Source organism: Mycobacterium sp. E787 (assembly GCF_001668725.1).
In the GTDB taxonomy this organism is placed as follows: domain Bacteria; phylum Actinomycetota; class Actinomycetes; order Mycobacteriales; family Mycobacteriaceae; genus Mycobacterium.
In genome coordinates, this window is record NZ_LZKL01000094.1 from 1 (window position 1) to 25,025 (window position 25,025).

25 protein-coding genes and 2 riboswitches are annotated in these 25,025 nt (G+C 69.4%); of the genes, 11 read left to right on the forward strand and 14 right to left on the reverse strand.

Translation table 11 applies throughout. The features are described 5' to 3' along the window. Positions 1-150: 150 nt before the first annotated feature. From A5705_RS18340 to glnX, 3 genes are read right to left on the reverse strand one after another with little or no spacing between them, the layout of a single operon-like run. On the reverse strand, positions 151-2,409 hold the full coding sequence (locus A5705_RS18340) for a serine/threonine-protein kinase PknG (RefSeq protein ID WP_067883252.1): 2,259 nt from the start codon (positions 2,407-2,409) through the stop codon (positions 151-153). After that, positions 2,409-3,377, reverse strand: a complete 969-nt coding sequence (locus tag A5705_RS18345) for a glutamate ABC transporter substrate-binding protein (protein WP_369829610.1) — start codon at positions 3,375-3,377, stop codon at positions 2,409-2,411. Before A5705_RS18345 ends, A5705_RS18340 begins: the two co-directional genes overlap by 1 nt. After that, positions 3,377-4,696 carry a protein kinase G-activating protein GlnX gene (gene glnX / locus A5705_RS18350; protein WP_067883250.1) on the reverse strand — a complete coding sequence of 440 codons (1,320 nt, stop codon included), beginning with the start codon at positions 4,694-4,696 and terminating at the stop codon, positions 3,377-3,379. Before glnX ends, A5705_RS18345 begins: the two co-directional genes overlap by 1 nt. 134 nt (positions 4,697-4,830) lie before the next feature. Here glnX and A5705_RS18355 point away from each other — a divergent pair, with 134 nt between their 5' ends. Further along, positions 4,831-5,466, forward strand: coding sequence for an NUDIX hydrolase (locus tag A5705_RS18355; RefSeq protein ID WP_067883249.1), 636 nt, complete (start codon positions 4,831-4,833; stop codon positions 5,464-5,466). On the opposite strand, the gene thiE is transcribed toward A5705_RS18355, so the two are convergent. Continuing rightward, the gene (thiE, locus tag A5705_RS18360; protein ID WP_067883248.1) at positions 5,438-6,106 is read right to left on the reverse strand and encodes a thiamine phosphate synthase; all 669 of its coding nucleotides are present in this window, start codon (positions 6,104-6,106) and stop codon (positions 5,438-5,440) included. The genes A5705_RS18355 and thiE overlap by 29 nt on opposite strands. A gap of 28 nt (positions 6,107-6,134) precedes the next feature. Continuing rightward, a riboswitch (TPP riboswitch) is annotated at positions 6,135-6,245 on the forward strand. Between thiE and thiO the strand changes: the two genes are divergently transcribed. The 4 genes from thiO (at position 6,236) to A5705_RS18380 (ending at position 9,025) form a co-directional block, all read left to right on the forward strand. Next, positions 6,236-7,243 carry a glycine oxidase ThiO gene (gene thiO / locus A5705_RS18365; RefSeq protein ID WP_068279227.1) on the forward strand — a complete coding sequence of 336 codons (1,008 nt, stop codon included), beginning with the start codon at positions 6,236-6,238 and terminating at the stop codon, positions 7,241-7,243. Its footprint overlaps the riboswitch before it by 10 nt. Beyond that, on the forward strand, positions 7,240-7,437 hold the full coding sequence (thiS, locus tag A5705_RS18370; RefSeq protein ID WP_068279130.1) for a sulfur carrier protein ThiS: 198 nt from the start codon (positions 7,240-7,242) through the stop codon (positions 7,435-7,437). Before thiO ends, thiS begins: the two co-directional genes overlap by 4 nt. Positions 7,438-7,444: 7 nt before the next feature. After that, on the forward strand, positions 7,445-8,233 hold the full coding sequence (locus A5705_RS18375; protein ID WP_255382824.1) for a thiazole synthase: 789 nt from the start codon (positions 7,445-7,447) through the stop codon (positions 8,231-8,233). A gap of 33 nt (positions 8,234-8,266) precedes the next feature. Beyond that, on the forward strand, positions 8,267-9,025 hold the full coding sequence (locus A5705_RS18380) for an SGNH/GDSL hydrolase family protein (protein WP_067883246.1): 759 nt from the start codon (positions 8,267-8,269) through the stop codon (positions 9,023-9,025). A 3-nt stretch (positions 9,026-9,028) separates the two neighbouring features. On the opposite strand, the gene A5705_RS18385 is transcribed toward A5705_RS18380, so the two are convergent. Together A5705_RS18385 and A5705_RS18390 are read right to left on the reverse strand one after the other, a co-directional pair. Then, complete coding sequence (locus A5705_RS18385) at positions 9,029-9,553, reverse strand: serine/threonine protein kinase (RefSeq protein WP_067883245.1); 525 nt, start codon at positions 9,551-9,553, stop codon at positions 9,029-9,031. 89 nt (positions 9,554-9,642) lie between these two features. Further along, positions 9,643-10,170 carry a serine/threonine protein kinase gene (locus A5705_RS18390; RefSeq protein ID WP_067883244.1) on the reverse strand — a complete coding sequence of 176 codons (528 nt, stop codon included), beginning with the start codon at positions 10,168-10,170 and terminating at the stop codon, positions 9,643-9,645. A gap of 270 nt (positions 10,171-10,440) precedes the next feature. Here A5705_RS18390 and A5705_RS18395 point away from each other — a divergent pair, with 270 nt between their 5' ends. The 4 genes from A5705_RS18395 to A5705_RS18410 are packed head-to-tail and all read left to right on the forward strand — an operon-like array spanning position 10,441 to position 14,189. Beyond that, entirely contained in the window at positions 10,441-10,770 is a 330-nt protein-coding gene (locus tag A5705_RS18395) for a CD225/dispanin family protein (protein ID WP_067883243.1), read from the forward strand. 10 nt (positions 10,771-10,780) lie between these two features. Beyond that, the gene (locus tag A5705_RS18400; RefSeq protein WP_067883242.1) at positions 10,781-11,206 is read left to right on the forward strand and encodes a DUF2752 domain-containing protein; all 426 of its coding nucleotides are present in this window, start codon (positions 10,781-10,783) and stop codon (positions 11,204-11,206) included. A gap of 11 nt (positions 11,207-11,217) precedes the next feature. Next, the gene (locus A5705_RS18405) at positions 11,218-12,711 is read left to right on the forward strand and encodes a M28 family metallopeptidase (RefSeq protein WP_067883282.1); all 1,494 of its coding nucleotides are present in this window, start codon (positions 11,218-11,220) and stop codon (positions 12,709-12,711) included. Between the two features lie 8 nt (positions 12,712-12,719). After that, positions 12,720-14,189, forward strand: a complete 1,470-nt coding sequence (locus A5705_RS18410) for a M28 family peptidase (protein ID WP_156763160.1) — start codon at positions 12,720-12,722, stop codon at positions 14,187-14,189. Positions 14,190-14,238: 49 nt separating this feature from the next. Here the strand turns inward: A5705_RS18410 and A5705_RS18415 are convergent, their stop codons facing one another. Genes A5705_RS18415 through A5705_RS18425 form a run of 3 tightly spaced genes read right to left on the reverse strand, consistent with a single transcriptional unit; the run spans position 14,239 to position 16,404 of the window. Continuing rightward, on the reverse strand, positions 14,239-15,450 hold the full coding sequence (locus tag A5705_RS18415) for a DUF6545 domain-containing protein (protein WP_068279134.1): 1,212 nt from the start codon (positions 15,448-15,450) through the stop codon (positions 14,239-14,241). Next, positions 15,447-15,947: a hypothetical protein gene (locus A5705_RS18420; RefSeq protein ID WP_068279137.1), complete on the reverse strand. Its 501-nt coding sequence runs from the start codon at positions 15,945-15,947 to the stop codon at positions 15,447-15,449. Before A5705_RS18420 ends, A5705_RS18415 begins: the two co-directional genes overlap by 4 nt. Further along, positions 15,928-16,404 carry a helix-turn-helix domain-containing protein gene (locus A5705_RS18425; RefSeq protein WP_067883238.1) on the reverse strand — a complete coding sequence of 159 codons (477 nt, stop codon included), beginning with the start codon at positions 16,402-16,404 and terminating at the stop codon, positions 15,928-15,930. Before A5705_RS18425 ends, A5705_RS18420 begins: the two co-directional genes overlap by 20 nt. 107 nt (positions 16,405-16,511) lie before the next feature. Here A5705_RS18425 and A5705_RS18430 point away from each other — a divergent pair, with 107 nt between their 5' ends. Continuing rightward, a complete protein-coding gene (locus A5705_RS18430) occupies positions 16,512-18,767 on the forward strand; it encodes an MMPL family transporter (RefSeq protein WP_068279140.1) in 2,256 nt (751 codons plus the stop codon). A 200-nt stretch (positions 18,768-18,967) separates the two neighbouring features. Then, positions 18,968-20,425, forward strand: a complete 1,458-nt coding sequence (locus tag A5705_RS18435; RefSeq protein ID WP_068279149.1) for a peptidase — start codon at positions 18,968-18,970, stop codon at positions 20,423-20,425. 3 nt (positions 20,426-20,428) lie between these two features. On the opposite strand, the gene A5705_RS18440 is transcribed toward A5705_RS18435, so the two are convergent. The 5 genes from A5705_RS18440 to thiC all read right to left on the reverse strand — a co-directional run bounded on the left by A5705_RS18440 (position 20,429) and on the right by thiC (position 24,916). Continuing rightward, positions 20,429-21,298, reverse strand: coding sequence for an LLM class F420-dependent oxidoreductase (locus A5705_RS18440; RefSeq protein WP_067883235.1), 870 nt, complete (start codon positions 21,296-21,298; stop codon positions 20,429-20,431). A gap of 19 nt (positions 21,299-21,317) precedes the next feature. After that, positions 21,318-21,752: a MarR family winged helix-turn-helix transcriptional regulator gene (locus A5705_RS18445; RefSeq protein ID WP_068279152.1), complete on the reverse strand. Its 435-nt coding sequence runs from the start codon at positions 21,750-21,752 to the stop codon at positions 21,318-21,320. 79 nt (positions 21,753-21,831) lie between these two features. After that, positions 21,832-22,449: an alpha/beta family hydrolase gene (locus A5705_RS18450; RefSeq protein ID WP_068279155.1), complete on the reverse strand. Its 618-nt coding sequence runs from the start codon at positions 22,447-22,449 to the stop codon at positions 21,832-21,834. Then, positions 22,446-23,276, reverse strand: coding sequence for a bifunctional hydroxymethylpyrimidine kinase/phosphomethylpyrimidine kinase (gene thiD / locus A5705_RS18455; protein WP_068279158.1), 831 nt, complete (start codon positions 23,274-23,276; stop codon positions 22,446-22,448). The genes A5705_RS18450 and thiD overlap by 4 nt, the downstream gene beginning before the upstream one ends. Further along, the gene (gene thiC / locus A5705_RS18460) at positions 23,273-24,916 is read right to left on the reverse strand and encodes a phosphomethylpyrimidine synthase ThiC (protein ID WP_068279160.1); all 1,644 of its coding nucleotides are present in this window, start codon (positions 24,914-24,916) and stop codon (positions 23,273-23,275) included. Before thiC ends, thiD begins: the two co-directional genes overlap by 4 nt. Continuing rightward, positions 24,909-25,019: riboswitch (TPP riboswitch) on the reverse strand. (Overlaps the previous gene by 8 nt.) Positions 25,020-25,025: the final 6 nt, after the last annotated feature.

Here is a 25,025-nt window from a genome sequence, read left to right on the forward strand (position 1 = left end):
CACACTCAAAGCCCAGGCTTCACAGTCAAAGCCGTAGGCGCACAATCAACGCGTCAACCCGCGATCCGACCGCGTTCGACCAGCGCCATCCGCACTCGGCGCGAAAGCCAAAGCCCAGGATTCACACTCACATGGGCCGAAACCCGAGACCTAGAACGTGCTCGTCGGCCGCACCCGATTGGCCATGTCCACCAGCGTGTAGCGGTGCCGCTGGGTGGGCGCGACGCGGGCCAGGCTGCGCAGCGACGCCTCGACGCCCAGCCGCAGGCCGTGCTCGGTGAACGGGAAGCCGAGGATGTGGTTGGTGCTGGCCTCGTTGTCCTGCAGCCAGTCCATCGCGCCGCCCAGCACCAGGGCGCGGATCTGCAGCACGCGCGGCTCGGTGGGCGGCAACGCCTCCACGCGCCGGGCAGCGTCGCGGATCTGCGCCTCGGTGATCTCGCTCGTGGACCGGCCGGACATCAGGGTCACCGCGCTGGTCAGCCGCGCGGTGGTGAAATGCCTTGAGGTGGGCGGCACCTCGTCCAGGGTGTTGACCGCGGCCTCCCGATCGCCCTCGGCCGAAAGGGATCTGGCCAGGCCGAAGGCCGCGGAGATCACGCCGTCGTTGGTCTTCCACACGGTCTGGTAGAACTTGTGCTCGTCGGTGTTGCCGGCCAGCTCGGCGGTGGCGGCCAGGGCCAGCTTGGGCCCGAGCTCGCCGGGGAAGGTGTCCAGCACCTCGGTGAAATGCTTTGTGGCGGACTCGTAGTCGCCGGTGAGCAGCTCGGCGACGGCCCGGTACCAGACCAACCGCCACCGCCAGCCGACGCGCTCGGCCAGGTCGTCGAGTTTGCGGGTGGCCTTGGCCACGTCGCCGAGGTCCAGCAGCGCGCGGACCTCCATCAGCGGCAGCTCGATCGACTCGGCCACCTCGATGCCGTCGGCGTCCAGCGAGCCGTGCCGGGCCGCACGCAACGAGTCCAGCGTCTGCACCGGCTGGGACAGCACCGTCGCCTGCAGCACGGGCGCGGCGACGTCGGTCGGGTCGACCAACGGCACCGGCAGCGCGGTCACGATCTCCCGGGCGGTCAGCTTCTCCGAGTGCACCTGCCCGTCCAGATACACGTCGGTGTGCGCGACGAGCAGGTCCACCCCGAACGTCGATCGGCTGGGCGAAAAGACCGTCGACAGACCGGGTCTCGGTATCCCGGTGTCGTGCGCGACCACCTCGCGCAGCACGCCCATCAACTGGGCGGACATCTCGTCCGCGGTGGAGAACCGGCGCCGCGGGTCGGGGTCGGTGGCGCGGCGCAGCAGCCGGCCGAACGAGTCGTAGTTCTTCAGCACCGGATCGTCGTCCGGCAGGCCGTCCACGTAGCGTCCGTTGCGGGTGCGCAGGTTCAGCGTCAGCGCCGCCAGCGTGCGACCCACCGTGTAGATGTCGGTGGCGATCGTCGGACCGGTCCGCACGATCTCCGGCGCCTGGAAACCCGGTGTGCCGTAGAGGTATCCGAACGAATTGATCCGCGACACCGCGCCCAGGTCGATGAGCTTGAGCTGCTCCTCGGTGAGCATGATGTTCTCCGGCTTCAGGTCGTTGTAGACCAGGCCGATGGAGTGCAGGTAGGTCAGCGCGGGCAGGATCTCCAGCAGGTAGGCGATCGCCTCGGCGACGGGTAGCTTCTCGGATTTGCGGTCCTTGAGGACCCGCTTGAGCGACTGGCCGCCGATGTACTCCATCACGATGTAGCCGACGGGGTCCCCGTGCGAATCGGTGTGCTCGACGAAATTGAAGATCTGCACGATCTGCGGGTGCACCACCTCGGCGAGGAACTGGCGCTCGGCCATCGCGATGGCCTGCGCCTCGGCGTCACCGGAATGCACCAGGCCCTTGAGCACCACCGGGCGGTCGTTGACGTTGTGGTCGAGCGCCAGGTACACCCAGCCCAGCCCGCCGTGCGCGATGCAGCCCTTGACCTCGTACTGGCCGGCGACGATGTCGCCCGTGTTCAGCTGCGGCAAAAAGGAATACGGGCTGCCGCAGGAGGGGCACCAGCCCTCGGACGCGCCCTTGTCGCCCTCCCCGGACCGGCCGACCGGTTTGCCGCAGTTCCAGCAGAAGCGCTTGGACTCCGGCACCACCGGGTTGGTCATCAGCGCCTCGAGCGGGTCGATGTCCCGCACCCGCGGGATCTCGACCAGGCCGCCGCCGAGTTGCCGGGTCGGCGGCAGCACTCGGGTGGCGACCGTCATCGGCGCGTCGGTGTCGATCCCGGGGATGAGGAAGTCGTCGTCATCGTCGTCGAAGTCGGGGCGGAACAGCGCCTGGGTGGCCTGGATTCGCCCCGTTACCGGACCGCCCTGCGTGTCCGGGGCTGCGGCGCCCTCGTCGGCGCCGGGCTGCTCGGTGTGATCCAGCTCGGCCATCAGTCCACGTACCTCGGCGTCGGCGGGGCGGGCGCGGGACCGAGAACCGTCAACCACTTGCGGTACAACGTGTTCCACGTGCCGTCCCGGCGGATGCGTTCCAGCGTGCCGTTGACGAACCGGACCAGGCCGGTGTTGTTCAGGTTGACGCCGATGCCGTACGGCTGGGTGGCCATATTCGGCCCGACGATGTGCAGATAGGGGTCCTCTTCGACCAGCCCGGCCAGGATCGAGTCGTCGGTGCTGACGGCGTCGATCTCCCGCTGCTGCATGGCCACCAGGCAGTCGGCCCAGTTCACCACCGACACGATGACCGGCGGCGGGTCGATCTGCTGGATGCGGTGCAGCGACGTGGTGCCCCTGGCCACGCAGACCCGCTTGCCGGACAGGTCGGCCACCTTGGCGATCGGCGAGTCCCGCGGGGCCAGGATGCGCTGATTGGCGTCGAGGTAGACGGTGGAGAAGTTCACCAGCTTGCGCCGCTCGCAGGTGATGGTCATGGTCTTGACCACGACGTCGACCTCGGAGCGCTGCAGCGCGGTGACCCGCTCCTCCGACGACAGGATCCGGTACTCGACATGCGACGGGGCGCCGAAGATGTCGCGCGCGATCTCGCCGGCGACGTCGACGTCGAAGCCGGTGATCTCGCCGGTGATCGGGTCGCGGAAGCTGAACAGGTTGCTGCCGATGTCGAGCCCGACGATCAGCCGGCCGCGGGCCCGGATGTCGGCGACGGCCGCGTCGGCCTCGGCCTTGGTGGGGAACGGGCGCAGGCTGGCGGTCGCGTTGCAGCCCTGGCCGGCGTCGTCCGGCGGCAGCGGCGGCTGCGGCGGCAGCTGCTCCATCCCGACCGGCGTGGGCGGCGGCAGCGTCGGCACGGTGGCCACGGTCAGCGATTCGGTGTGCCCGCAGCCCGCCAGCACCGTGCCGACCGCGGCCGCGGCGAGCCCCCGGCGCAGGGCCGTCATCATCGGTACTCCTTCAACCGCGGCCACAGCCCCAGCGCCACGGCGATCGCGGCCCCCAGGGACAGCACCACGCCGCCCACCTGGGCGCCGGACAGCCCGCTGCGCGCGTTGAGCACGTCGTTGCGCAGGTGCGTGCGGCTCTGGTCCATGGCCTTGCCCAGCAGGTCCTCGAGCTTGTCGAACGCCGGGGTGGAGTCGTCCTCGCCGCTGCCGAGGGCGACCTGGGTGGCGGCGCGGTAGTTGCCCACCGAGATGTAGGAGTTGATCCGGTCGTTGGCCTGCCGCCAGCGCAGCAGCAGCTGGTCGGCGCCCTGCAGGTCGGGCTTGTCGACGGCGTCGCTGCGCGACAGGTACTGGTCGAGCTGGGAGTGCATGGAGTCGATGCGGTCGTAGAACGACTGCTTGCGCATCTCCTCGTCGCCGCGGCGAATCAGCGACAGCGTCTCGTCGGCCCGCGCCTGCTGGGCGGTGATGGCGACGTTGGTGACGGTCCGCAGCGACTCCGCGGCGGTGTCCTTGGCGCTACGGCTCGCCGTCGTGGAGATGGTTAGCGCGGTCCCGACCCATACCACCATGACGAGGATACCGAGGGCGCCGACGACCAGCCCCGGGTTGATCCGGCGCCGGGTGCGCCGGGCCAGCCAGCGATGGGAGAACGCGCCGAACACCACCGTGCTGGCGACGACGAGGATCACCGGGGCGGGGAAGTGCGTGGACGCGGTGGTCTCGCTGTCCACCCGCTCCGACGTCGCCTGGTACAGCTGCGCGGCGTCCGGCAGGATCCTCGACTGCATCAGCCCCGAGGCCTCGGACAGGTACGACGACCCGACCGGGTTGCCCTCCCGGTTGTTGGTGCGCGCGATCTCGATCAGCCCGGTATAGACGGCCAGTTCGGCGTTGATCCGGCCCAGCAACTGCACCAGCGGTTCGTCGGTCAGCCCGCTCGACGCCCGGGTCACGGCCACCGCGGCGTCGGTGATGGCCTGCTCGTAGCGCAGCCGGACCGGACGCGGCTCGGCCTGGGCGATGAACGCGGTGGCCGCTGCCGCGTCGGCCACCGACAGCGTGGTGTACAGCCGCCCGGCGGCGAACGACAACGGCTCGGTGTGGTTGAGCACCGTGGACAGCACCTGCTGGCGGTGGTTGATCGTCGTCGAGGTGGCGAAGGCGCTGGAGACGCCCAGGGCGGCCAGCACGATCCCGATGCTGAGGATCCGGCCCGGCGTCGTGGAGATGAACCACCAGCGCGGATGCGCCGGTTCGGCCGGCGACCGCGACCCCTTCGGCTCGGTCGACGGGTGCGCCAGCTCAACCGTCACGTCTGCTCAGCCCTCATCCTTCGGCCTGGAAATTCGCCGCACGAACCCGAATAAGCGAATTCTAAGAGAATGTTGCGCCGGATGGGGGGATGCGACCCGATTGACCGGGCGGATGGCCTGCATATCCTGATCTCGTGCACGGCGACGGTGACGGATGGGTGGTATCCGACGGCGGCGCTCATTATTGGGGCCGGTACGGCGCGGCCGGCCTGCTGCTGCGGGCCCCCGCGGCCGACGGCACGCCCGCGGTGCTGCTGCAGCATCGGGCGGTGTGGAGCCACCAGGGTGGCACCTGGGGGCTGCCGGGAGGCGCCCGGGACAGCCACGAGACCCCGGAGCAGACCGCGGTCCGCGAGGCGCACGAGGAGGCCGGCCTGCCGGCGGACCTGGTCGCCGTCCGCGCCACGGTCGTCACCGCGGAGGTCTCCGGGATGGGCGGCACCCGCTGGAGCTACACCACCGTCGTCGCCGACGCGGCCGAGTTGCTGCAGACCGTGCCCAACCGGGAAAGCGCCGAGATGCGCTGGGTCGCCGAGAGCGAGGTGGCCGACCTGCCGCTGCACCCCGGTTTCGCGGCCAGCTGGCAGCGGCTGCGCGCCGCCCCGGCGCTGGTGCCGCTGGACCACGGCGACGAACGGCGCCGGCACCTGCCCCGCACGCTCGAGATCGAGGCCGGGGTATTCGTGTGGTGCATGCCGGGCGATCCCCTTCAGGCCGATGAGACGCCGACGCATCCCCGGATCAACTCGCTGCTGCAAGCGCTGACCTGAGCCGCCGCGCGGCGGCCCGCGGATCCTCGGCCCCGGTGATGGCCCGCACCACCACGACGCGTCGCGCCCCGGCGTCGAGCACCTCGGGCAGCCGGTCCGCATCGATGCCGCCGATCGCGAACCAGGGCTTGTCGGTGGCGAGCCCGGCGGCCAGCCGGACCAGCGGCAGGCCCGGCGCCCGGCGCCCGGGTTTCGTCGGGGTGGGCCAGCACGGGCCGACGCAGAAGTAGCCGGCCTGGCTCTCCGCGGCCGCGGCGGCCTGGTCGGCGTCGTGGCTGGACAGCCCGATCACCGTGTCCGGCCCGACGATCTCGCGCGCCACGGCCAAGGGCAGGTCGCCCTGGCCCAGGTGCAGCACGTCGGCGCCGGCCGCGCGGGCGATGTCGGCGCGGTCGTTGACCGCGAACAGGGCGCCGTGCCGGCGGGCCGCCTCGGCGAGGACCTCGCACGCGGCCAGCTCGTCACGCGCCTCGAGGGGGCCGAAGCGCTGCTCACCGGCCGACCCCTTGTCGCGCAGCTGGATGATGTCGACGCCGCCGGCCAGGGCGGCGTCGGCGAACTCGGCCAGGTCACCCCGCTCGCGGCGCGCGTCGGTACACAGGTACAGCCTCGCGGCGGCGAGACGGGCAGCGTGGTGCACAGCGCGACGGTATCGCGCTAGCGTGGACACCGAAGAACACGGGAGTCCCGGCGAGCGGGGACTGAGAGTGGGCGCGCGTGCCCTTACCGTCACACCTGATCCGGGTCATGCCGGCGAAGGGAGCACAGGATGCCCAACTCACTCGCCGTCATCGGCGGCGGCGTCATCGGGCTGTCGGTGGCGCGCCGGGCGGCGCAGGCCGGATGGTCGGTGCGCGTGCATCGCACCCGGGACGCGGGCGCGTCGTGGGTGGCGGGCGGCATGCTCGCCCCGCACAGCGAAGGCTGGCCGGGTGAGGAGAAGTTGCTGCGGCTGGGCCTGGAATCGCTACGGCTGTGGCGCGAGGGCGGCTATCTGGACGGGCTGTCCCCGGGCGTGGTCACGGCGCGGGAGTCGCTGGTGGTGGCCGTCGACCGGGCCGACGTCGCGGACCTGCGCACCGTCGCCGACTGGTTGTCCGCGCAGGGGCACCCGGTGGTCTGGGAGTCGGCCGCACGGGATGTGGAGCCCCTGCTGGCGCAGGGTATCCGGCACGGCTTCCGGGCGCCCACCGAGCTCGCGGTGGACAACCGCGCGGTGCTCGACGCGCTGCGCGCCGCCTGCGAGCGCCTGGGCGTGAGCTGGGCCGGGCCGGTCACCGAGCTGGCCCGGGTGGGCGCCGACGCGGTGGTGATCGCCAACGGCATCGACGCGCCCGCGCTGTGGCCCGGGTTGCCGGTGCGCCCGGTGAAGGGCGAGGTGCTGCGGCTGCGCTGGCGAAAGGGGTGTATGCCATTGCTGCAGAGGGTGATTCGGGCCCGCGTGCACGGGCGGCAGGTGTACCTGGTGCCGCGCCCGGACGGCGTCGTCGTCGGCGCCACCCAATACGAACACGGACGCGACACGGCGCCGGTGGTGTCGGGGGTGCGCGACCTGCTCGACGACGCGTGTGCGGTGCTGCCCGCGCTGGGGGAGTACGAGCTGGCCGAGTGCGCCGCCGGGTTGCGGCCGATGACGCCCGACAATCTGCCCATCGTGCAACGCCTGGACGAGCGAACCCTCGTCGCCGCCGGCCACGGCCGGTCGGGATTCCTGCTGGCGCCGTGGACCGCCGAACAGATCGTGTCCGAACTCCTGCCGGTCGGAGCGCACCCATGATCGTCACGGTCAACGAGCGACGGGTCGAGGTCGACGAGCGGACCACCGTCGCCGCGCTGCTGGAGTCGCTGGGCTTCCCCGACCGAGGTGTCGCGGTGGCGGTGGGCGACGCGGTCCTGCCCCGATCCGGCTGGACCGCACCGCTTTTCGACGGCGCGCGACTCGAGGTGGTGACGGCGGTGCAAGGTGGCTGAATCCGGACTGTCCCGTTCCTCGGAAACCAAACTGGCGATCGCCGATCGCAGCTTCGCCTCGCGGCTCATCATGGGCACCGGGGGTGCGTCGAACCTGGCGGTGCTCGAGGAGGCGCTGATCGCGTCGGGCACCGAGCTGACCACCGTCGCGATCCGGCGCGTCGACGCCGAGGGCGGGACCGGGCTGCTGGACCTGCTGGGCAGGCTGGGCATCACGCCGCTGCCCAACACCGCGGGGTGCCGCAGCGCGGCCGAGGCGGTGCTCACCGCGCAGCTGGCACGCGAGGCGCTGAACACCAACTGGGTCAAGCTCGAGGTGATCGCCGACGAGCGCACGCTGCTGCCCGACGGGGTGGAATTGGTCAGGGCGGCAGAGCAATTGGTCGACGACGGGTTCGTCGTCCTGCCCTACACCAACGACGATCCGGCGCTGGCCCGTCGGCTGGAAGACGCCGGCTGCGCGGCGGTGATGCCGCTGGGCGCCCCGATCGGCACCGGCCTGGGCATCACCAACCCGCACAACATCGAGATGATCGTCGCGCGCGCCGGCGTCCCGGTGGTGCTCGACGCCGGCATCGGCACCGCCAGCGACGCCGCGCTGGCGATGGAATTGGGTTGCGACGCCGTGCTGTTGGCCACCGCGGTGACCCGCGCCGCCGACCCCCCGGCGATGGCCGCCGCGATGGCCGCCGCCGTCACCGCGGGCCACCTGGCGCGGCGCGCCGGACGGATCCCCAAGCGGTTCTGGGCGCAGGCCTCCAGCCCCGACCTGGCGACGACGCGGCCCGCGCGGTAGGCCGCTGAGGAGCCGGGCAATCAGGTACCGTCGATGAAACGCTATGTCGCGCTGGGCAGTTCGATGGCCGCCGGTCCCGGCATCCGGCCCCGGGTGGAGGGCGCCCCGCGGTGGTCGGGCCGCTCGGCCCGCAACTACCCCCACCTGGTGGCCCGGCGGCTGAACCTCGATCTGGTCGACGTCACCTTTTCCGGCGCCACCACCGCCCACGTGCTCTCCGATCGCCAGCACGGCAGGCCACCGCAGATCGCCGCGCTGGACGGCTCGGAGAGCCTGGTCACCGTGACCATCGGCGGCAACGACGTCGGCTACGTGCCGCTGTTGATGGCCGCCGCGCTGCCGCGGATCGCGCGCGGGCTGCCGCTGCTGGGTGGGCGGGTGGCCGAACTGCTGGACCGCGACGCGCGCGATCGGGCGCTGGCCGACGTCTTCGATGCGCTGTGCGCGGTCGGCACCGCGGTGCGCCGGCGTGCCGCGGGCGCCCGGGTGTTCTTCGTCGACTACCTGACGCTGCTGCCGCCCGCCGGTGTGCCCGCTCCGCCGCTCGCGGACGCCGACGCCGACCTGGGCCGGCACGTCGCCGCGACGCTGGAACGCCTCACCGCCGACGCGGCCGCGGCCACCGGGTGCGGAATCGTCGGCGCCGCGGAGGCCAGCCGGCAACACCACGCCTGGTCGGCGGAGCCGTGGACGACGAAACCCGGTGTGCCGCTGCCGGGTCGGCCGGCGCCGCTGCACCCCAACGGCGCCGGGATGCGCGCGGTCGCCGACCTGGTAGCGGCCCGGCTGTGATCGTCAGCCGTTGGTGCGCCACCACTGGTAAAGCGCGTTCACATCGGTGTTGGACGCGCGGACGTGGCTCAGCACGTTTTTGGCATCGGTGGTCCAGGTGATGACGGCGGCGTTCTTGTAGGTTCCGCACGCCACCTGTCCCGCCGTGGCGCCCGAACTGCCCTGATGCCAGGTGCCCGGCGATTGACCGTTGTCACCGCACGCGCTCAGCGACACGCCGTTGATGCCGGAGGTGAAAGCGGCGGCCAGGTCGCTGCCGTTGCTGAAGAGTTGGTAGACGCCGGCGGCCGGCCCGTTGGAATCGGGGTTTTGCCCGCAATCCAGTTCGGCCAGAAGGGGACCCGACAGCGGCGCGGCCTGGCAATTGTTGAGGCCGTAGCCCTTCGACAGCGCGCCCGCCAGGGTGTTGATGTCCGCCGAGCTGCCGGTGCCGGGGTCCGCGGTCGCCGTGGCCGCGCCGACGAGGGCGGAACCGCCCATGAGCGCCAGGGCCGTCGCGGCTCGCAGCGCCTTGGAGAGAGGGGACATTCTGAACTCCTTTGTTGTGGGGAAATTCGAGGAATCCGAGCATCTTTCGGGCCGCGGCGACGGAATGCGTTGCGGCCCGGGCGTTGACGTCAGCCGTTCGCGCGCCACCACTGGTAGAGCGCCGCGACGTCGGAGTTGGCTCCGCGGACAAGGCCCAACACGTTCTTGGAATCCGTGGTCCAGATGACCTCCGCGGCATTCTGGTAGGTGCCGCACGCCACGGATCCGGAGTTGGCGTTGTTGCTGCCCTGGTGCCAGGTCGTGGGCGACTGGCCGCTGTCCCCGCACGCGGTCAACACGTCGTCCTTGATGCTGGCCTTGAACGAGCCGGCCAGGCTGTCGGCGTTGTTCAACAAGATGTACCTCGCCTGGACCGGGCCGCTGGGGTCGGGGTTCTGCCCGCAGGTGAGCACGGCCAATTCGCCCGCATCGATGTTGCCGGCGGTGCAGTTGTTGAGGCCGTAGCCCTTGGACAGCGAGGCGGCCAGCGTGTTGATGTCCGCCGAGTTACCGGTGTTGGTGGGGTCCGCGGTCGCAGCGGCGGCACCGGCGAACGCGAAACCGCCCGCGAGCGCGGTGGCCGTCGCGGCCCGCAGCGCCTTGCTGAGATGAGGCATCCTTGACTCCTAACGGTTGCGGCGCTCGCCGGAAACAATGTTTCCGCTAAGGGGATCGTAGGGGTATGTCCTGTCCATGCAACACATTCCGCCGGAAATTGTCTGTTTGGGCATCTTTTCGGCCGGAACCGCACGGCCATTACCGCACAGCAAAGCGGTTAACGGCCAGCGGTTTTCGGGCGATTTTCATCGAGATGGTGCCGTCATCGCGTCCCTCGGGTAGGGTAATCACCGCCTCATGCCAGTTAACTGCTCCCGACCGGAGAATCCATGACACAGCCACCGCCGTCGCCGGGATACCCGCCGCAGCAACCCGCCGGGCGAGCGCCGAATAACTACTTGGTGTGGGCGATTTTGGCGACGATATTCTGCTTTCCCATCACCGGGATCGTCGCGATCGTGAAAGCCGCCCAGGTGAACGGAATGTGGGCGCAGGGTTTGCACGCCGAGGCGCAGGCGTCCGCCGCCAGCGCCCGCAAGTGGGTCATCTGGTCCGTCGTCATCTGGGTCATCTGGGTGGTCGTCGCCATCGTCTACACGGTGACGGTGGGCATGAACGCCGACAACACGAGCGCCGCGATGATCGCCGCGATGTTCTAGGCGCACGCTCGTGGTTACCCGCCAACGGCCGGTTCGGTTCGCCTTGGGCGCGCCGCTCCTGGTGGCGGCGTCCGCCACGTTGGTGTGCGCCGCCACCTGGGTGGGTGATCCCACCACGCCGGGCGGTCCACTGCCGGTCTGTCCCACCAAGGCGCTGCTGGGCATCGACTGCCCGGGATGCGGCAGCGCGCGGATGTTGTATTCGCTGATGCACGGCAACGTGGCGGCGGCCGCCCGCTTCAACGCGCTGGGCCTGGTGGCGTTGGTCCTGTTGGTGTGGGCGTATGGGGCGTGGACCTACGGCCGGGTGACGGGCCGGCGGATCAGGGGCTGGCAGCACCAGCGCTGGGCTGCGATGGTGACGCTGCTTTTGGTGGCGGTTTGGTTTGTGGTGCGCAACATTCCTTTTGCCCCATTCAGCGCGCTGTATGTCTAACCTTGGGCGCGATGGTAAAAAAGTCGCGGACGATCCCGGCGGTCGTGGCCGTCGTCGCTCTGACCGCCTTCCCGGCCGGCTGCTCGCAGCGCTGCGCCAACCCGGGGCAGGCGAGCGGTAACCCCGCCGCCGCCGAGTTCGCCACCGCCCTGCACAACAAGGTCACGACCGACGCGATGATGGCGCACCTGTCGAAACTGCAGGACATCGCGAACGCCAACAACGGCACCCGCGCCGTGGGCACCCCCGGCTACGAGGCCAGCGTCGATTATGTGGCTAACACGTTGCGCAACAGCGGTTTCGACGTCCAGACGCCGGAGTTCTCGGCCCGGGTGTTCCACGGCGACAAGCCGGCGGTGACGGTCGGCGGCACGGCTGTGGAGGCGCGCCCGCTGGAGTTCAGCCTCGGCACCCCGCCCGACGGGGTGAGCGGGCCACTGGTGCCGGTAGCCATTGGCGACGGGTGTCAGCCCGCCGATTACGACGGGCCACGGGTGCAGGGCGCGGTGGTGCTGGTGGAACGCGGGACCTGCCCGTTCGCCCAGAAGGAGAACGCCGCCGCGCAGCGCGGCGCCGTCGCGATGATCGTCACCGACAACGTCGACGAGCAGCAGATGGGCGGCACCCTTGGGCCCGACACCGACGTGAAGATCCCGGTATTGAGCGTCACCAAATCCCTCGGGATTCAGCTGCGCGCGCAACCGGGGCCCACCACCATCAAGCTCAACGCGAGCGTCCAAAACGTCAAGGCCCGCAACGTCATCGCGCAGACCAAGACCGGGTCGCCCACCGACGTGGTGATGGCGGGTGCCCACCTGGACAGCGTGCCCGAGGGGCCGGGCATCAACGACAACGGGTCTGGGGTGGCCGCCGTCCTGGAAACCGCTGTGCAGCTGGGCAGTTCGCCGCCGGTGCACAACGCGGTGCGGTTCGCGTTCTGGGGCGCCGAGGAGCTCGGCCTGATCGGATCGCGCAACTACGTGGAATCGCTGAACCTCGACGCGCTCAAAGACCTTGCGCTGTACCTGAACTTCGACATGCTCGCGTCGCCCAACCCCGGTTACTTCACCTATGACGGCGACCAGTCGCTGCCTGCGGACGCGCGGGGCCAGCCGGTGGTGCCGGAGGGCTCGGCCGGCATCGAGCGCACGCTGGTCGCCTACCTGAACTCGGCCGGCAAAACCGCGCAGGACACCTCGTTCGACGGGCGTTCGGACTACGACGGATTCACGCTGGCCGGCATCCCGGCGGGCGGCCTGTTCTCGGGCGCGGAAGTCAAGAAGTCCGCCGAGCAGGCCAAGCTGTGGGGCGGGGCCGCCGACCAGCCGTTCGACCCCAACTATCACCAGAAGACCGACACCCTCGACCATATCGACCGCACCTCGCTGGGCGTCAACGGCGCCGGTGTCGCCTACGCGGTGGCCCTGTACGCGCAGGACCTCGGCGGCCGCAACGGGGTTCCGGTGCTGGCGGATCGCACGCGCCACGTGCTCACCAAGCCATGATGGGGGCCGTGAACCGCCGGCTCGGGTCCGCATTGGTGCTGATGGCTCTGGTGGCGGGGTGCTCAGGGCCCCGTCCCGCACCGCCGGCTTCCGCACCGGACCTCGCTCGGGGACTGGCCGCGAAGGTCACCGCCGACCGGATGGTAGCCCACCTGCGTGCGCTGCAGGATATCGCCAACGCCAACCGCGGCAACCGCGCGGACGGCACCCCGGGCTACGACGCCAGCGTCGACTATGTGGCCAACGCGTTGCGGGCCAGGGGTTTCAACGTGTCGACACCGCAGTTCGACCGGCTCTACAACGTTTCGCCCGGTAAGCCCGCCCTCACGGTGACCGGCCGCACCTTTCAGGTCGACCAGGCGTCGATGCTCGTCCGAACGCCGCCCGGCGGGCTGACCGGGCAGCCGGTCCACCCGGCGCGACCGTCGGGCTGCGCCGTCGGCGATTACCCGGCCGCGATGCCCAAGGGCGCGATCGCCGTCGTCGACGATTCGGGCTGCTCGGTGGTCGACAAGCAGAACAGCGCGGTGGCCCGGGGCGCGGCGGCGCTCATCGTGGTCAGCGGGCCCAGCAGCCAGGGCGCTCCGCCGGGCCTCTTCGTCCCCGGTTACTTCAAGCAACTGACGGTGCCGGTCGCCGTCGTCGGCGCCGACGGTGCCGCCGCGCTCGAGCGGGACACCGCGCCTGTTCGCCTGGTGCTCGACGCCGAGAACATCAAGATCACCTCGCGAAACGTGTTGGCGCAGACTGAAACCGGATCGCCGCATGAGGCGGTCGTGGTCGGTGCGCACCTCGACGGCCCGCGCGACGGTCCCGGCATCAACGACAACGCGACCGGCGTGGCCGCGGTGCTGGAGACGGCGCTGCAACTGGGCCCGTTGGCCCCCGTGAACGACGCGGTGCGGTTCGCGTTCTGGGGCGCCGACGAGGACGGGCTCAACGGTGTCACGGATTACGTGTTCGGCATGGATCGGGATCAGCTCAACGACATCGCGATGTACCTGGACTTCACCATGCTCGGGTCACCGAATGCCGGCTTCTTCACCGACGACGGCGACCAGTCCGGTCCGCCCACGCCCGGAATCGCCGCCGGCGACGTGCCCGAGGGCTCCGCCGGCATCGAGCGCACGCTGGGCGGCTACCTGAACCTGGCCGGGAAGCGGCCCGCCGACATGCCCTTGGGCGCCAGGACCGACTACCACCCCTTCATGATCGCGGGTGTGCCGGTCGGGGGCATGACGGCCGGCGCCTCGCAGCTGAAGACGACCGTGCAGGCGCGCCTGTGGGGCGGCCAGGCGGGCGTCCCGTTCGACCCCGATTTCCAGGGTCCCCGCGACACCGTCGAGGCCGTCAACCGGGATGCCTTGGCCGTCATGGGTTCCGGCGTGGCGTTCGCGGTGGGCACCTATGCGGAGTCGATCGGCGGGGTCAACGGCGTCCCGCCGCACGACAAGCGGCACCGCAAGCGGATGCCGTAGGGGCCCGAGCGGTTGTTGCCGACGTGACGGGTGGGCCGAGTGCCAGCGGTCATCCTTGCGAGTGCAGTTGCGCTTCGGGGGTCACCGGGGCGGAGTGGTCGGTGGCTGCGCAGGCGGGCGTCCACCATTTCGCCAGTGACAGGAGATCGGCGGCCTCTTCGTCCAGGCTTGTCGATCGTGAGCGCACGATCAGGGCCAGATCGGGTGATTCCGGTTGAGCGCCTGTGGTTTTGGCTCGGACGGCATTGGCCAGCTGAAACGCGTAGGTGGCGGCGCCGCGTTCGTCGGCCGGCACGGAGTGTGCCTCGAGCAAGCCGGCGAGCGTGTCTGGGGCGATGTCCCGGAAATACGGTCGCAGCTGCAGGATCGCGTCGCGGATTTCGATCACGGTTTGGTGCAGCTGCAGGCTTGTCTTCTGAAATCGATGGTCGCCGTGATCGGGGTTGAATCTGCTTTCTGGGACCGCGGTTATCATGCTGAGCCGCAGCGGCTCCAATTTTTTCCAGGCTCGACTGGTGGGATCCAGCCCGAGGTAACACAGCAGTCTGGTTGCGAGTGGAACCGCGCCGAACAGGTAGACGACGACCGCGACCCAGAAGAACTCGAAGCCGTGGAACCACAGGCGGAACTTCAGCGTGTCGGTCCAGCCGATCTGGTCGGTCACGGCCAAGACCAGCGCCTCCAGGCAGCCCGCCGCGGTCACGACACCGAGCAACAGCCCGCCGACGGCGAGCAGGAACTCACGGTTGCGGGTGCTCGTGCTCAGTTCGGCGGCGAACATCCAACTTGCCTGAGCCGCCAGAACCAGAATCAGGGCCACATAACAGCTCCACGCCAGGATCGCGTCCCAGCCACCGGAGACTTCAAGCGTTTGACCCGCGACGCGAGCGCGGGTGGCCGCGACCAGGAATGCCACGCTCAAGGCGACGGCCGTCAAACGGTAATAGCGGTGACCTCGGCGGGTTTCAGCCGGCGAGAGCCGCCGCCACAGCAAAGTGAACCCGATCAGTTCGACGCAGGCTAAAATCATTGCCACGCAAGACAATTGCTGGGCCATGGTGACGGTCATCAGGGCGCTTCTGGACAACACGACTTCGACGTCGCGCTCACGCAAGAGCTGGGCCAGCATGAGCCATGCCATCAGATTGCCGTAGTAGATGTCGTAGAGGTTGGTCCTGCACCACCGCAAACGCGCCGCGAGAAGGATCGCCATCAACGTGATCACGGGCCAGGCGACGATCCCCGGGATCGTGGACGTCATCGGCGGAAGAAGGCGCTACGCATCATCACCGAGGAGCGTTCGTTGACCTCGGCGGCGGCGATCATCAGCAGGGAGGCGAACATCTCGGCATCGCGTTCCTGATCGCTGCCATAGTCGGTGCGGCCCAATACGGCGCGCACCGTGTCAGGATCGATGTCGGGCAACGCCTGGCGGCACAGCATCCGTGCGCGTGCATCCTCGACACCGCGAGCGCCGCTTCGACCATGGCCCAGCAGGATGTGCCCGATCTCGTGGCCCACGATCTGGTCGATGTGGTAGGCGGTGGTTCCGACCTCATGCAGGATCAGGTCCTCGTCGTCGCAAGCCAGCCAGAGTCCGCACGGGCTCTCCGCCAGGGTCGCGGTGTCCGTCGGGATCAGCCTGATCGCCCGACCGCGCATTTTTGCCACGTTGTCGACGAAGACGCCGCGATTCCACGGCACCGGGATCGGGAGCCCGCGCGTCAGCGCGAGCAGGTCAGCGTTCGATACTGCCATCGGATTGGTCGTCTCCCTGGGGGGCAATTGGGGGCAGGTGCTCAAGTTCGCGAAGATGGTCGATGATCGCTGCCAGGCTGTTGAGCGCCTGGGGAGTCAGCCCGGATGCGCGCGTTGCCAAGTCCCGCACGCCGCTGTCCCGCAATGCTTGCAGGAGATCGAGTTGCGCGTCGATCCGCGGGTTCGGGTCGCGGTCGATGAGATAGCTCGCCGGCACCCCGAAATACTCGGCGATGGCGCGCAGATGCTGGACCGTGGGGTTGTCCTTGAGGCCGTTTCTCAGCTGCCACAGGTAGGCCGGGCTGATCGAGACGCCGGTTTGATCGGTGATCGCGGCCGCGGCCGCGGCGTTCGACAGCGGCGGCGTATTCGGTCGACGGATGACCTCGAACAGCTTGTTCAGCCGGCCCGCCAGGTCGCCCGTCTCCGCAGCTTTAGCCGTCACGTCACCGCCCATTTGTACTCTCGTTTCACGTTGCTGCCAGCGGTGTGTACTCATGTTACTGCACCGACTAGGGTGCGTCATTGGGCCATGTCTTTGCGACAACCTCGGAGGGACACTACATGCTGCACCGGATCGCGATGATGGCCATCGCGGCCCCACGGCGGGTCATCGCGGTGGCCGTGCTGATCTTCATCGGGGCGTCGGTGTTCGGCATTCCGGTCGCCCAAAGCCTTTCCGCGGGGGGATTTCGGGATCCGCGCTCGGAGTCGGCGCGGGCCGGTGAGCTGTTGGCGGATAGGTTCGGTCAAAGCGATCAGCAGATGCTGATCGTGGTGACCGCGCCCGCGGGCGCCCGCAGCGAGCAGGCTCATCGGGTCGGCGCCGATATCGTTGACCACCTGCAGCGGTCCCCCCACGTTTACAGCGTGGCCTCGGCGTGGACGTCCGCGCCACAGGTCGCGGCGGGGCTGGTGAGCAAGGACGGCAAGGCCGGCTTGATCGTGGCGAACCTCGAAGGCGGGGAAAACAGCGCGCAGAAGTACGCCAGAACACTGTCCGGCGAGGTGGTGCGCGACCGGGACGGCGCCACCGTGCGTGCCGGCGGCATCGCGGTGACCTACGCGCAGGTCAACGATCAGATCCAACGCGACATGGTGCTGATGGAATCCATTGCCGTCCCGCTCAGCTTCTTGGCGCTGGTGTGGGTGTTCGGCGGGGTGCTGGCGGCGGGTTTGCCGATTGCCGTGGGGCTGTTCGCCATCGTGGGCTCGATGTCGATCCTGCGCCTGATCACCTTCGGCACCGAGGTGTCGATTTTCGCGCTCAACCTGACCACCGCGTTGGGCCTGGCGCTGGCGATCGACTACACGCTGCTGATCGTCAGCCGCTACCGCGACGAGCTGACCGTGGGCGCCGCCCCCCGCGAGGCGCTGATCCGGACGATGGCCACCGCCGGGCGCACCGTGTTGTTTTCCGCCACGACGGTCGCGCTGTCGATGGCGGTGATGGTGTTGTTCCCGATGTCCTTCCTGAGATCGTTCGCCTACGCCGGAGTCGCCACCGTCGCGTTCGCCGGCATCGCGGCGATCGTGATAACCCCGGCGGCCATCACGCTGCTGGGCCCGCGGTTGGACTCCGTGGATGTTCGCCGGCTGGTACGACGGGTGCTGCACCGGCACGACCCGGTGCCCAAACCGCCGGAGCAGCTGTTGTGGTACCGGGCAACCATCCTGGTGATGCGCCGAGCTGTGCCCATCGGTCTGGTTGTGACGGCCGTGCTGGTGCTGCTCGGGGTTCCATTTCTGCGAATCCAGTGGGGTTTTTCCGACGACCGGATGCTGCCGCGCTCCGCGTCCGCGCATCAGGTGGGCGATCAGCTGCGCAATGATTTCGCCAACGACTCCGCTGCCGCGATACCCGTCGTCATCCGGGATGCTCCCGACCGGGCCGATCTGGACCGCTACGCCGCCGACCTGTCGCGGGTGCCCGATGTCTCGGCCGTGGCCGCCCCGACCGGCACCTTCAGCGGCGGCGCTAAAGTCGGACCACCCGCGGCGCCCACCGGCGTGGCCGGCGGCAGTGCGTATCTGACCGTCGTCAGCACCGCGCCGCTGAACTCGCCGGCATCGGACGTCCAGCTCGACCGGCTGCACGATGTGCCGGCTCCGGCCGGCCGGCCGGTCCTGTTCGGCGGGCTCGCGCAAGCCAATCGAGACAGCGTCGAGGCCATCACCTCGCGGCTGGGGCTGGTGCTCGGGTTGATGGCTGTCATCACCTTCCTGCTGCTGTTTCTTCTCACCGGCAGCGTGGTTCTGCCGCTAAAAGCGTTGATCCTCAACGTGTTGTCGCTGACGGCGACGTTCGGCGCGATGGTTTGGATTTTCCAGGAGGGTCACCTTGGCGCCTTGGGAACCACACCGACCGGAACGTTGATCGCCAACACGCCGGTCCTGATGTTCTGCGTCGCATTCGGCTTGTCGATGGACTATGAGGTGTTCGTGGTATCCAGGATCCGCGAGTATTGGCTCGCGTCCTCACGCACCCGCCGAGCCAATGACGAGAGCGTGGCGCTGGGCGTTGCTCGCACCGGGCGCGTGATCACCGCCGCCGCGCTGGTGATGGCAATTTCGTTCGCCGCACTGACGGCATCGCAGGTGTCATTCATGAGGATGTTCGGGCTCGGTCTCACGCTTGCGGTGCTGATGGATGCGACCCTGGTGCGCACGGTGCTGCTGCCGGCATTCATGCATGTGCTGGGCCGGCTCAACTGGTGGGCCCCAAAACCACTCGCCTGGGTGCACGATCGCGTGGGAATCAGCGAATCCTTCAGCCACGGCAGGCACGCGGCCCACGGTTACGCGATCGGGGACGACTAGTAGGAGCCGGCCCGCGAGGGGCCGCCCCGCGAGACTCGGCACCCGTCGTTTGCAGTCCGAATGGCAGCCCGCCCGTTGACGTTTCGCAATGGGTAACCGGCGCAAACCGCAAGTTTGATTCGGGCTGTCAGAGTTAGCCGCGGGATTTACAATGGGATCCCTTTGATGCTGCCTTGCAGCCCGGTCGGGATGAGGTCGTCATGAGCGTGCGCCGGCGGAGTCGACGTCTGAGGGCGGCAATCGCCTGCGCCGGGGCGGCACTCGTGGTGGCGGGATGCACCAGCTTCGTCGACGGGCGCGCTCTTTCGATGCTCAACGACCCGTTCCGGGTGGGCGGCCTGCCGGCGACCAACGGGCCCAGCGGAATCCGGTCGAACGCGCCCAGCCCCACCGGCACGGTGGTCAACACGGACAACGGGCCGATCGACAAGCTGTCTTTGCTCTCGGTCAACGATATCGAGGAGTATTGGCAGTCGGTGTACAGCCAATCGCTGAAGGGAACCTTCGTGCCGGTCGGCAAGCTGGTGTCCTACGACTCCGAGAATCCGAGCAGTCCGATCGTTTGCCACAGCGAGACCTATCAGCTCGTCAACGCCTTCTTCACCGCCCGCTGCAACCTGATCGCCTGGGATCGCGGGGTTTTCATGCCGGTCGCGCAGCGCTACTTCGGCGACATGTCCGTCACCGGTGTGCTCGCGCACGAATTCGGGCACGCCTTGCAGCAGATGGCCAAACTCGTGACCAGAAGGGACCCGACCATCGTTCGCGAGCAGCAGGCCGATTGCTTCGCGGGCGTCTACCTGTACTGGGTCGCCGACGGCAAGTCGCCGCGCTTCACACTGAGCACCGCCGACGGGCTCGACCACGTGCTGGCCGGCATCATCACCACCCGCGACCCGGTGATGGACGCCGACACCACCAACGACGACGAACACGGGTCGGCGCTGGATCGGATCAGCGCGTTCCAGATGGGCTTCCTCACGGGCGCCCCGGCATGCGCGACCATCAACAAGCAGGAGATCGCGCAGCGCCGCGGCGACCTGCCCACCACCATGCAGGCCGACCCGAACCGGGACCCGGGCACGGGCGGGGTCGCGATCGACGAAGACACGCTGTCGACCCTCATCGAACTCCTGGGAAAGATCTTCTCCCCGAAGAGCCCGCCGACGCTGTCCTACCAGCCCGCCGATTGCCCGGACGCCAAGCCCAGCCCGCCGGCGTCCTACTGTCCGGCGACCAACACCATCGTGATCGACCTTCCCGCGCTCGCGAAGGTGGGCCAGGCCGCCGCCGAGAACGAGCACACGCTGCCACAAGGCGATGACACCGCGCTGTCGATCGTCATGTCGAGGTACGCGCTGGCGGTGCAGCACGAGCGCGGCCTGCCCATGCAAAGCCCCTGGACCGCCTTGCGAACCGCGTGCCTGACCGGTGTGGTGCATCGCAAGATGGCCGAACCGATCGATACGCCGTCGCAGAAGCAGCTCATCCTGACCGCCGGCGACCTCGACGAAGCCGTCTCCGGCCTGCTCACCAACCACCTGGTCGCCAGCGACGCCGACGGCGTCAGCGTGCCCGCCGGGTTCACCCGTATCGCCGCCTTCCGCGGCGGCGTCGCCGGCAACATGGACGCCTGCTATTCGCGCTATCCCGGATAGCCGTCAGGCGATGTCGGCGATCCTGGGAACCACCTCGTCGCCGAGGCGGCGGATGAAGCCGACGGGATCGGGGTTTCCGGGGAAGGGACCCAGGTTGATCAACTCCACGCCCAGCTCGGCGTGGCGTTGCACCGTCTTCAGGAACCCTGCGGTGTCCGCGAACGGGTCGACGAAAAGCCCTACCGTCTTGCGGATTTCGCGCGGATCCCGGCCCACCGCGTCGCAGTGCCTGTTCAGGACGTCGATCTTGTGCTCGAGTTCGGCGACGTCGCTCGTCGTGCTGTTCCAGACGTCGGCATACTGCGCCACCAGTCGCAGCGTCTTCTTCTCGCCGTCGCCGCCGAGCAGGATCGGCGGTCGCCGGATCGGCTGCGGCACACAGATCGTCTCGGCCAGCTGGTAGTGCTTGCCGCGGTACGGCCCGTCGTCGTCGCTCCACATCTGCCGGCAGATCTGCAGCGTCTCCTCCAGCATTTCGAACCGCGCACCAAGGGGCGGGTACGGAACGCCCAGGGCGAGGTGCTCGCGGTCGTACCACGCCGCGCCGAGCCCCAGCATCGACCGGCCCTGCGACAACACGTCGAGCGTGGTGACCGTTTTGGCCAGCACGCCCGGAAAGCGGTAGGTGACCCCGGTGACCAGCAGGGTCAACTCGATCGTCGTGGTCTGCGCGGCCAGAAAACCCAGCGACGTGTAGCCCTCCAGGAACGGATCCTCTGCTCGCCCAACGTTTTCCATCTGGAAGAAGTGGTCGGCCAGCGTGAACATGGTGGCGCCGCCCTGCTCGGCGGCCCTGGCGGACTCGGCCAGCGTCGGACCCAGCCTCGCCGGATCCCCGGGGAGAAAATCGATGAAGTGCACACCCAATTCCATTGCAGCGGTTCCCCTCTCGTCACTCGGTGAGACGCTCGAGCAGCGACAGCGCCTCGAGGATGATGCGCCGTTCCCGTTCGGAATACCGCTCCTGGATGGCGCGTGCCAGCCACTCCTCCCGCACCTGCCGATTGCTCTCGGCGCGCCGCCGCCCGGCGGCGGTCAGCGAAACGACCTGGCGGCGGCCGTCTTCGGGGTCGGGAGCGCGGGCGACGAGCCCACGTTGCTCGAGCGCGGCCACGATGGTGGCCATCGACTGCGGGCGCACCCCTTCGGCACCGGCCAGCGCGCTGGCCGAGGACGCCCCCTCCTTCCAGAGGCGGGTGAGCACCGCGGTCTGGGACGGCGTCAGGTCGTCGTCGACCCGCAGACTCCGCAACCGGCGTCGCAGCCGGCTGAACAACACCCGCAGGTCGCGGGCGGCCGTCACGGCAGAGTCACCGATGCCGTCCATGAACCCAGGCTAGATTAGACAGTTGAAACTGTCCAGTTTCAGCTGTCTAATTCGAGCCGTGCCGACGTGCGCGGTCCCTTCAGCCAAGCAGCCGCAGCGCCGCGTCGACCGCGAGCGCGGGCACGTCCAGGGTCTTCGAGCGCAGATCGTGCCGCGCGCCGGCGATCTCGACGACCTCGGTGGGCGCGGCGATCATCGCCGCGGCGCGGCGCACCTCGTCGGGCGTGCCGAACGGATCCGACGTGCCGTGGGTGAACACGGTGGGCACCCGGATGCCGGGCAGGTGCTCGGTGCGGAGGCGCTCCGGCTTGCCCGGTGGGTGGACCGGGTAGGAGAACAGCGTCAGCGCGTCCACCGGCGCCTCCCCGGCGGCGACCACCATGGACGTCTGCCGGCCGCCGTAGGAATGCCCGCCGGCGATCAGCGGGCCGCCGGACAGGCCGCGGCACACGGCGATCGCCTCGACGATTCCCGCGCGGTCGGCGGCCGCGGACCCCGATGGCGGACCTTTGGGCCGGCGCCGGCGGTAGGGCAGGTTGTACCGCACCGCGAGCCAGCCGCGCCGGGCCCATTCGTCGCAAATCTGCTGCAGGAGAACCGAATCCCGGTCCCCGCCGGCGCCGTGGGTCAGCACCACCACGCCCGACGACGCGCCCTCGGGTTCGTGCGCGACGCCCGCGATGTCCTCGAGATTCATGCGAGCCTGAACAGGGGGGACACGGGCCCGTGTCCGCGGCCCAGGGGATAGGCGGCGCGCAGACACTCGGTGACCCAACGCTTTCCGAAACCGACCGCGTCCGGCACGGTGAGGCCGTGCGCCAGCGCGCACGCGACCGCGGATGCGAGCGTGTCGCCGCCGCCGTGGTCGTTGCCGCCCGGCAGCCGCTCGGCGTCGAACTCGTAGTAGGAGTCGCCGTCATAGAGCAGGTCGCAACTGCGATCGGAGGACCGCAGGTGACCGCCCTTGACCAGGGCCCACCGCGGGCCCAGCGCGTGCAGCGCCTTGGCCGCCGCGCGCTGCGAGGCCGGGTCGACGACGTCGATATTGACCAGCAGGCGCACCTCGTCGAGGTTCGGCGTCACCAACGTGGCCAGCGGAAACAGTTGGTCGCGAAGGGAATCCAGGGCGGACGTCGCCAGCAGGGCGTCGCCGTGCATGGACGCGCACACCGGATCGACGACCAGCGGCGTGCCCGTCAGACCCAGCCGGCGCCAGGTGGCGGCCACCGCGCCGATGATGTCCGACGACGCCAGCATCCCGGTCTTGGCGGCGTGAATGCCGATGTCGGTGACCACCGCCTCGATCTGGGTGGCGACGACATCGGCAGGCACCGCGTGAAAGTCCTTCACGCCCACGGTGTTCTGCACCGTCACCGCGGTGACCGCGACGCAGGCGTGCACGCCGAGCAGCGCCATGGTCCGCATGTCGGCCTGGATGCCGGCCCCGCCGCCCGAGTCCGATCCGGCGATGGTCAGCACGCGCAACGGCGTGCTGCCCGCCTGGGCCAGCGGCAGGTAGCTCACTGGGTGATGGGCAGGTACACCCGATTGCCGTGCTCGGCGAACTCGCGCGACTTCTCGGCCATCCCCTCGCTCAGCATGGCCTCGATGTCCTCTTCGGTCTCCAGCCCGTGCTTGGCGGCGAAGTCGCGCACGTCCTGGGTGATCCGCATCGAGCAGAACTTCGGCCCGCACATCGAGCAGAAGTGCGCGGTCTTGGCGGGCTCGGCGGGCAGCGTCTCGTCGTGGTACTCCCGCGCGGTGTCGGGGTCGAGTGACAGCGCGAACTGGTCGTTCCAGCGGAATTCGAAGCGGGCCGTCGACAGCGCGTCGTCGCGCTCCTGCGCGCGCGGATGCCCCTTGGCCAGATCGGCCGAGTGCGCGGCGATCTTGTAGGCGATCACCCCGTCCTTGACGTCCTTACGGTCGGGCAGACCCAGGTGCTCCTTCGGGGTCACGTAGCACAGCATCGCCGTGCCGGCCTGGGCGATGATCGCCGCGCCGATCGCCGAGGTGATGTGGTCGTAGGCCGGCGCGATGTCGGTCGCCAGCGGGCCCAGCGTGTAGAACGGGGCCTCCTCGCACAGCTCCTCTTCCAGCCGCACGTTCTCGACGATCTTGTGCATCGGGATGTGCCCGGGGCCCTCGATCATCACCTGCGCGCCATGGGCTTTCGCGATCTTGGTCAGCTCGCCCAGGGTGCGCAGCTCGGCGAATTGCGCGGCGTCGTTGGCGTCGGCGATCGATCCCGGTCGAAGCCCGTCGCCGAGGGAGAACGTCACGTCGTAGCGCGCGAAGATGTCGGCGAGCTCCTCGAAATGCGTGTAGAGGAACGACTCCCGGTGATGTGCCAGGCACCAGGCCGCCATGATCGACCCGCCGCGGGACACGATCCCGGTGACCCGCTTGGCCGTCAGCGGCACGTACCGCAGCAGCACGCCGGCGTGCACGGTCATGTAGTCCACGCCCTGCTCGCACTGCTCGATCACGGTGTCGCGGTAGATCTCCCACGTCAACTCGGTCGGGTCACCCTTGACCTTCTCGAGCGCCTGGTAGATCGGCACCGTGCCGACCGGCACCGGGGAGTTGCGCAGGATCCACTCGCGGGTTTCGTGGATGTTCTTGCCGGTGGACAGGTCCATGATGGTGTCGGCGCCCCAGCGGGTGGCCCACACCATCTTGTCGACCTCCTCGGCGATCGACGACGTCACCGCCGAGTTGCCGATGTTGGCGTTGACCTTGACCGCGAACGCCTTGCCGATGATCATCGGCTCGCTCTCGGGATGGTTGTGGTTGGCCGGGATCACCGCTCGGCCGCGGGCGACCTCGTCGCGCACCAGCTCGGCGGGCAGTTCCTCGCGGGCGGCGATGTATGCCATCTCGGCGGTGATCTCGCCGGCGCGGGCGCGCTGCAGCTGGGTGCCGCTGTCGCGCACCACCCCGGGACGCGCCGGCAACCCCGCCGTCAGGTCGATGACGGCGTCCGGATCGGTGTAGGGCCCGGACGTGTCGTAGAGATCGAAGTGGTCCCCGGTCGACAGGTGGACCCGCCGGAACGGAACGCGCGCGCCGGGTACGCCCTCCAGTTCGCGGTAGGCCTTCGTGCTGCCGGCGATGGGGCCGGTGGTGACGCTCGGTGCAGCGCTCGACAGGGTTTCGGTCATTTTCTCATCTCCCTACGCCGGCATTACCCGGTCAGGTTCGTACGGTCGACGGCCCCGAGCCGTCCTCTCAGCGCACTCGGCGTGCGCTCCCGCGTTGTGTGGATGGTCC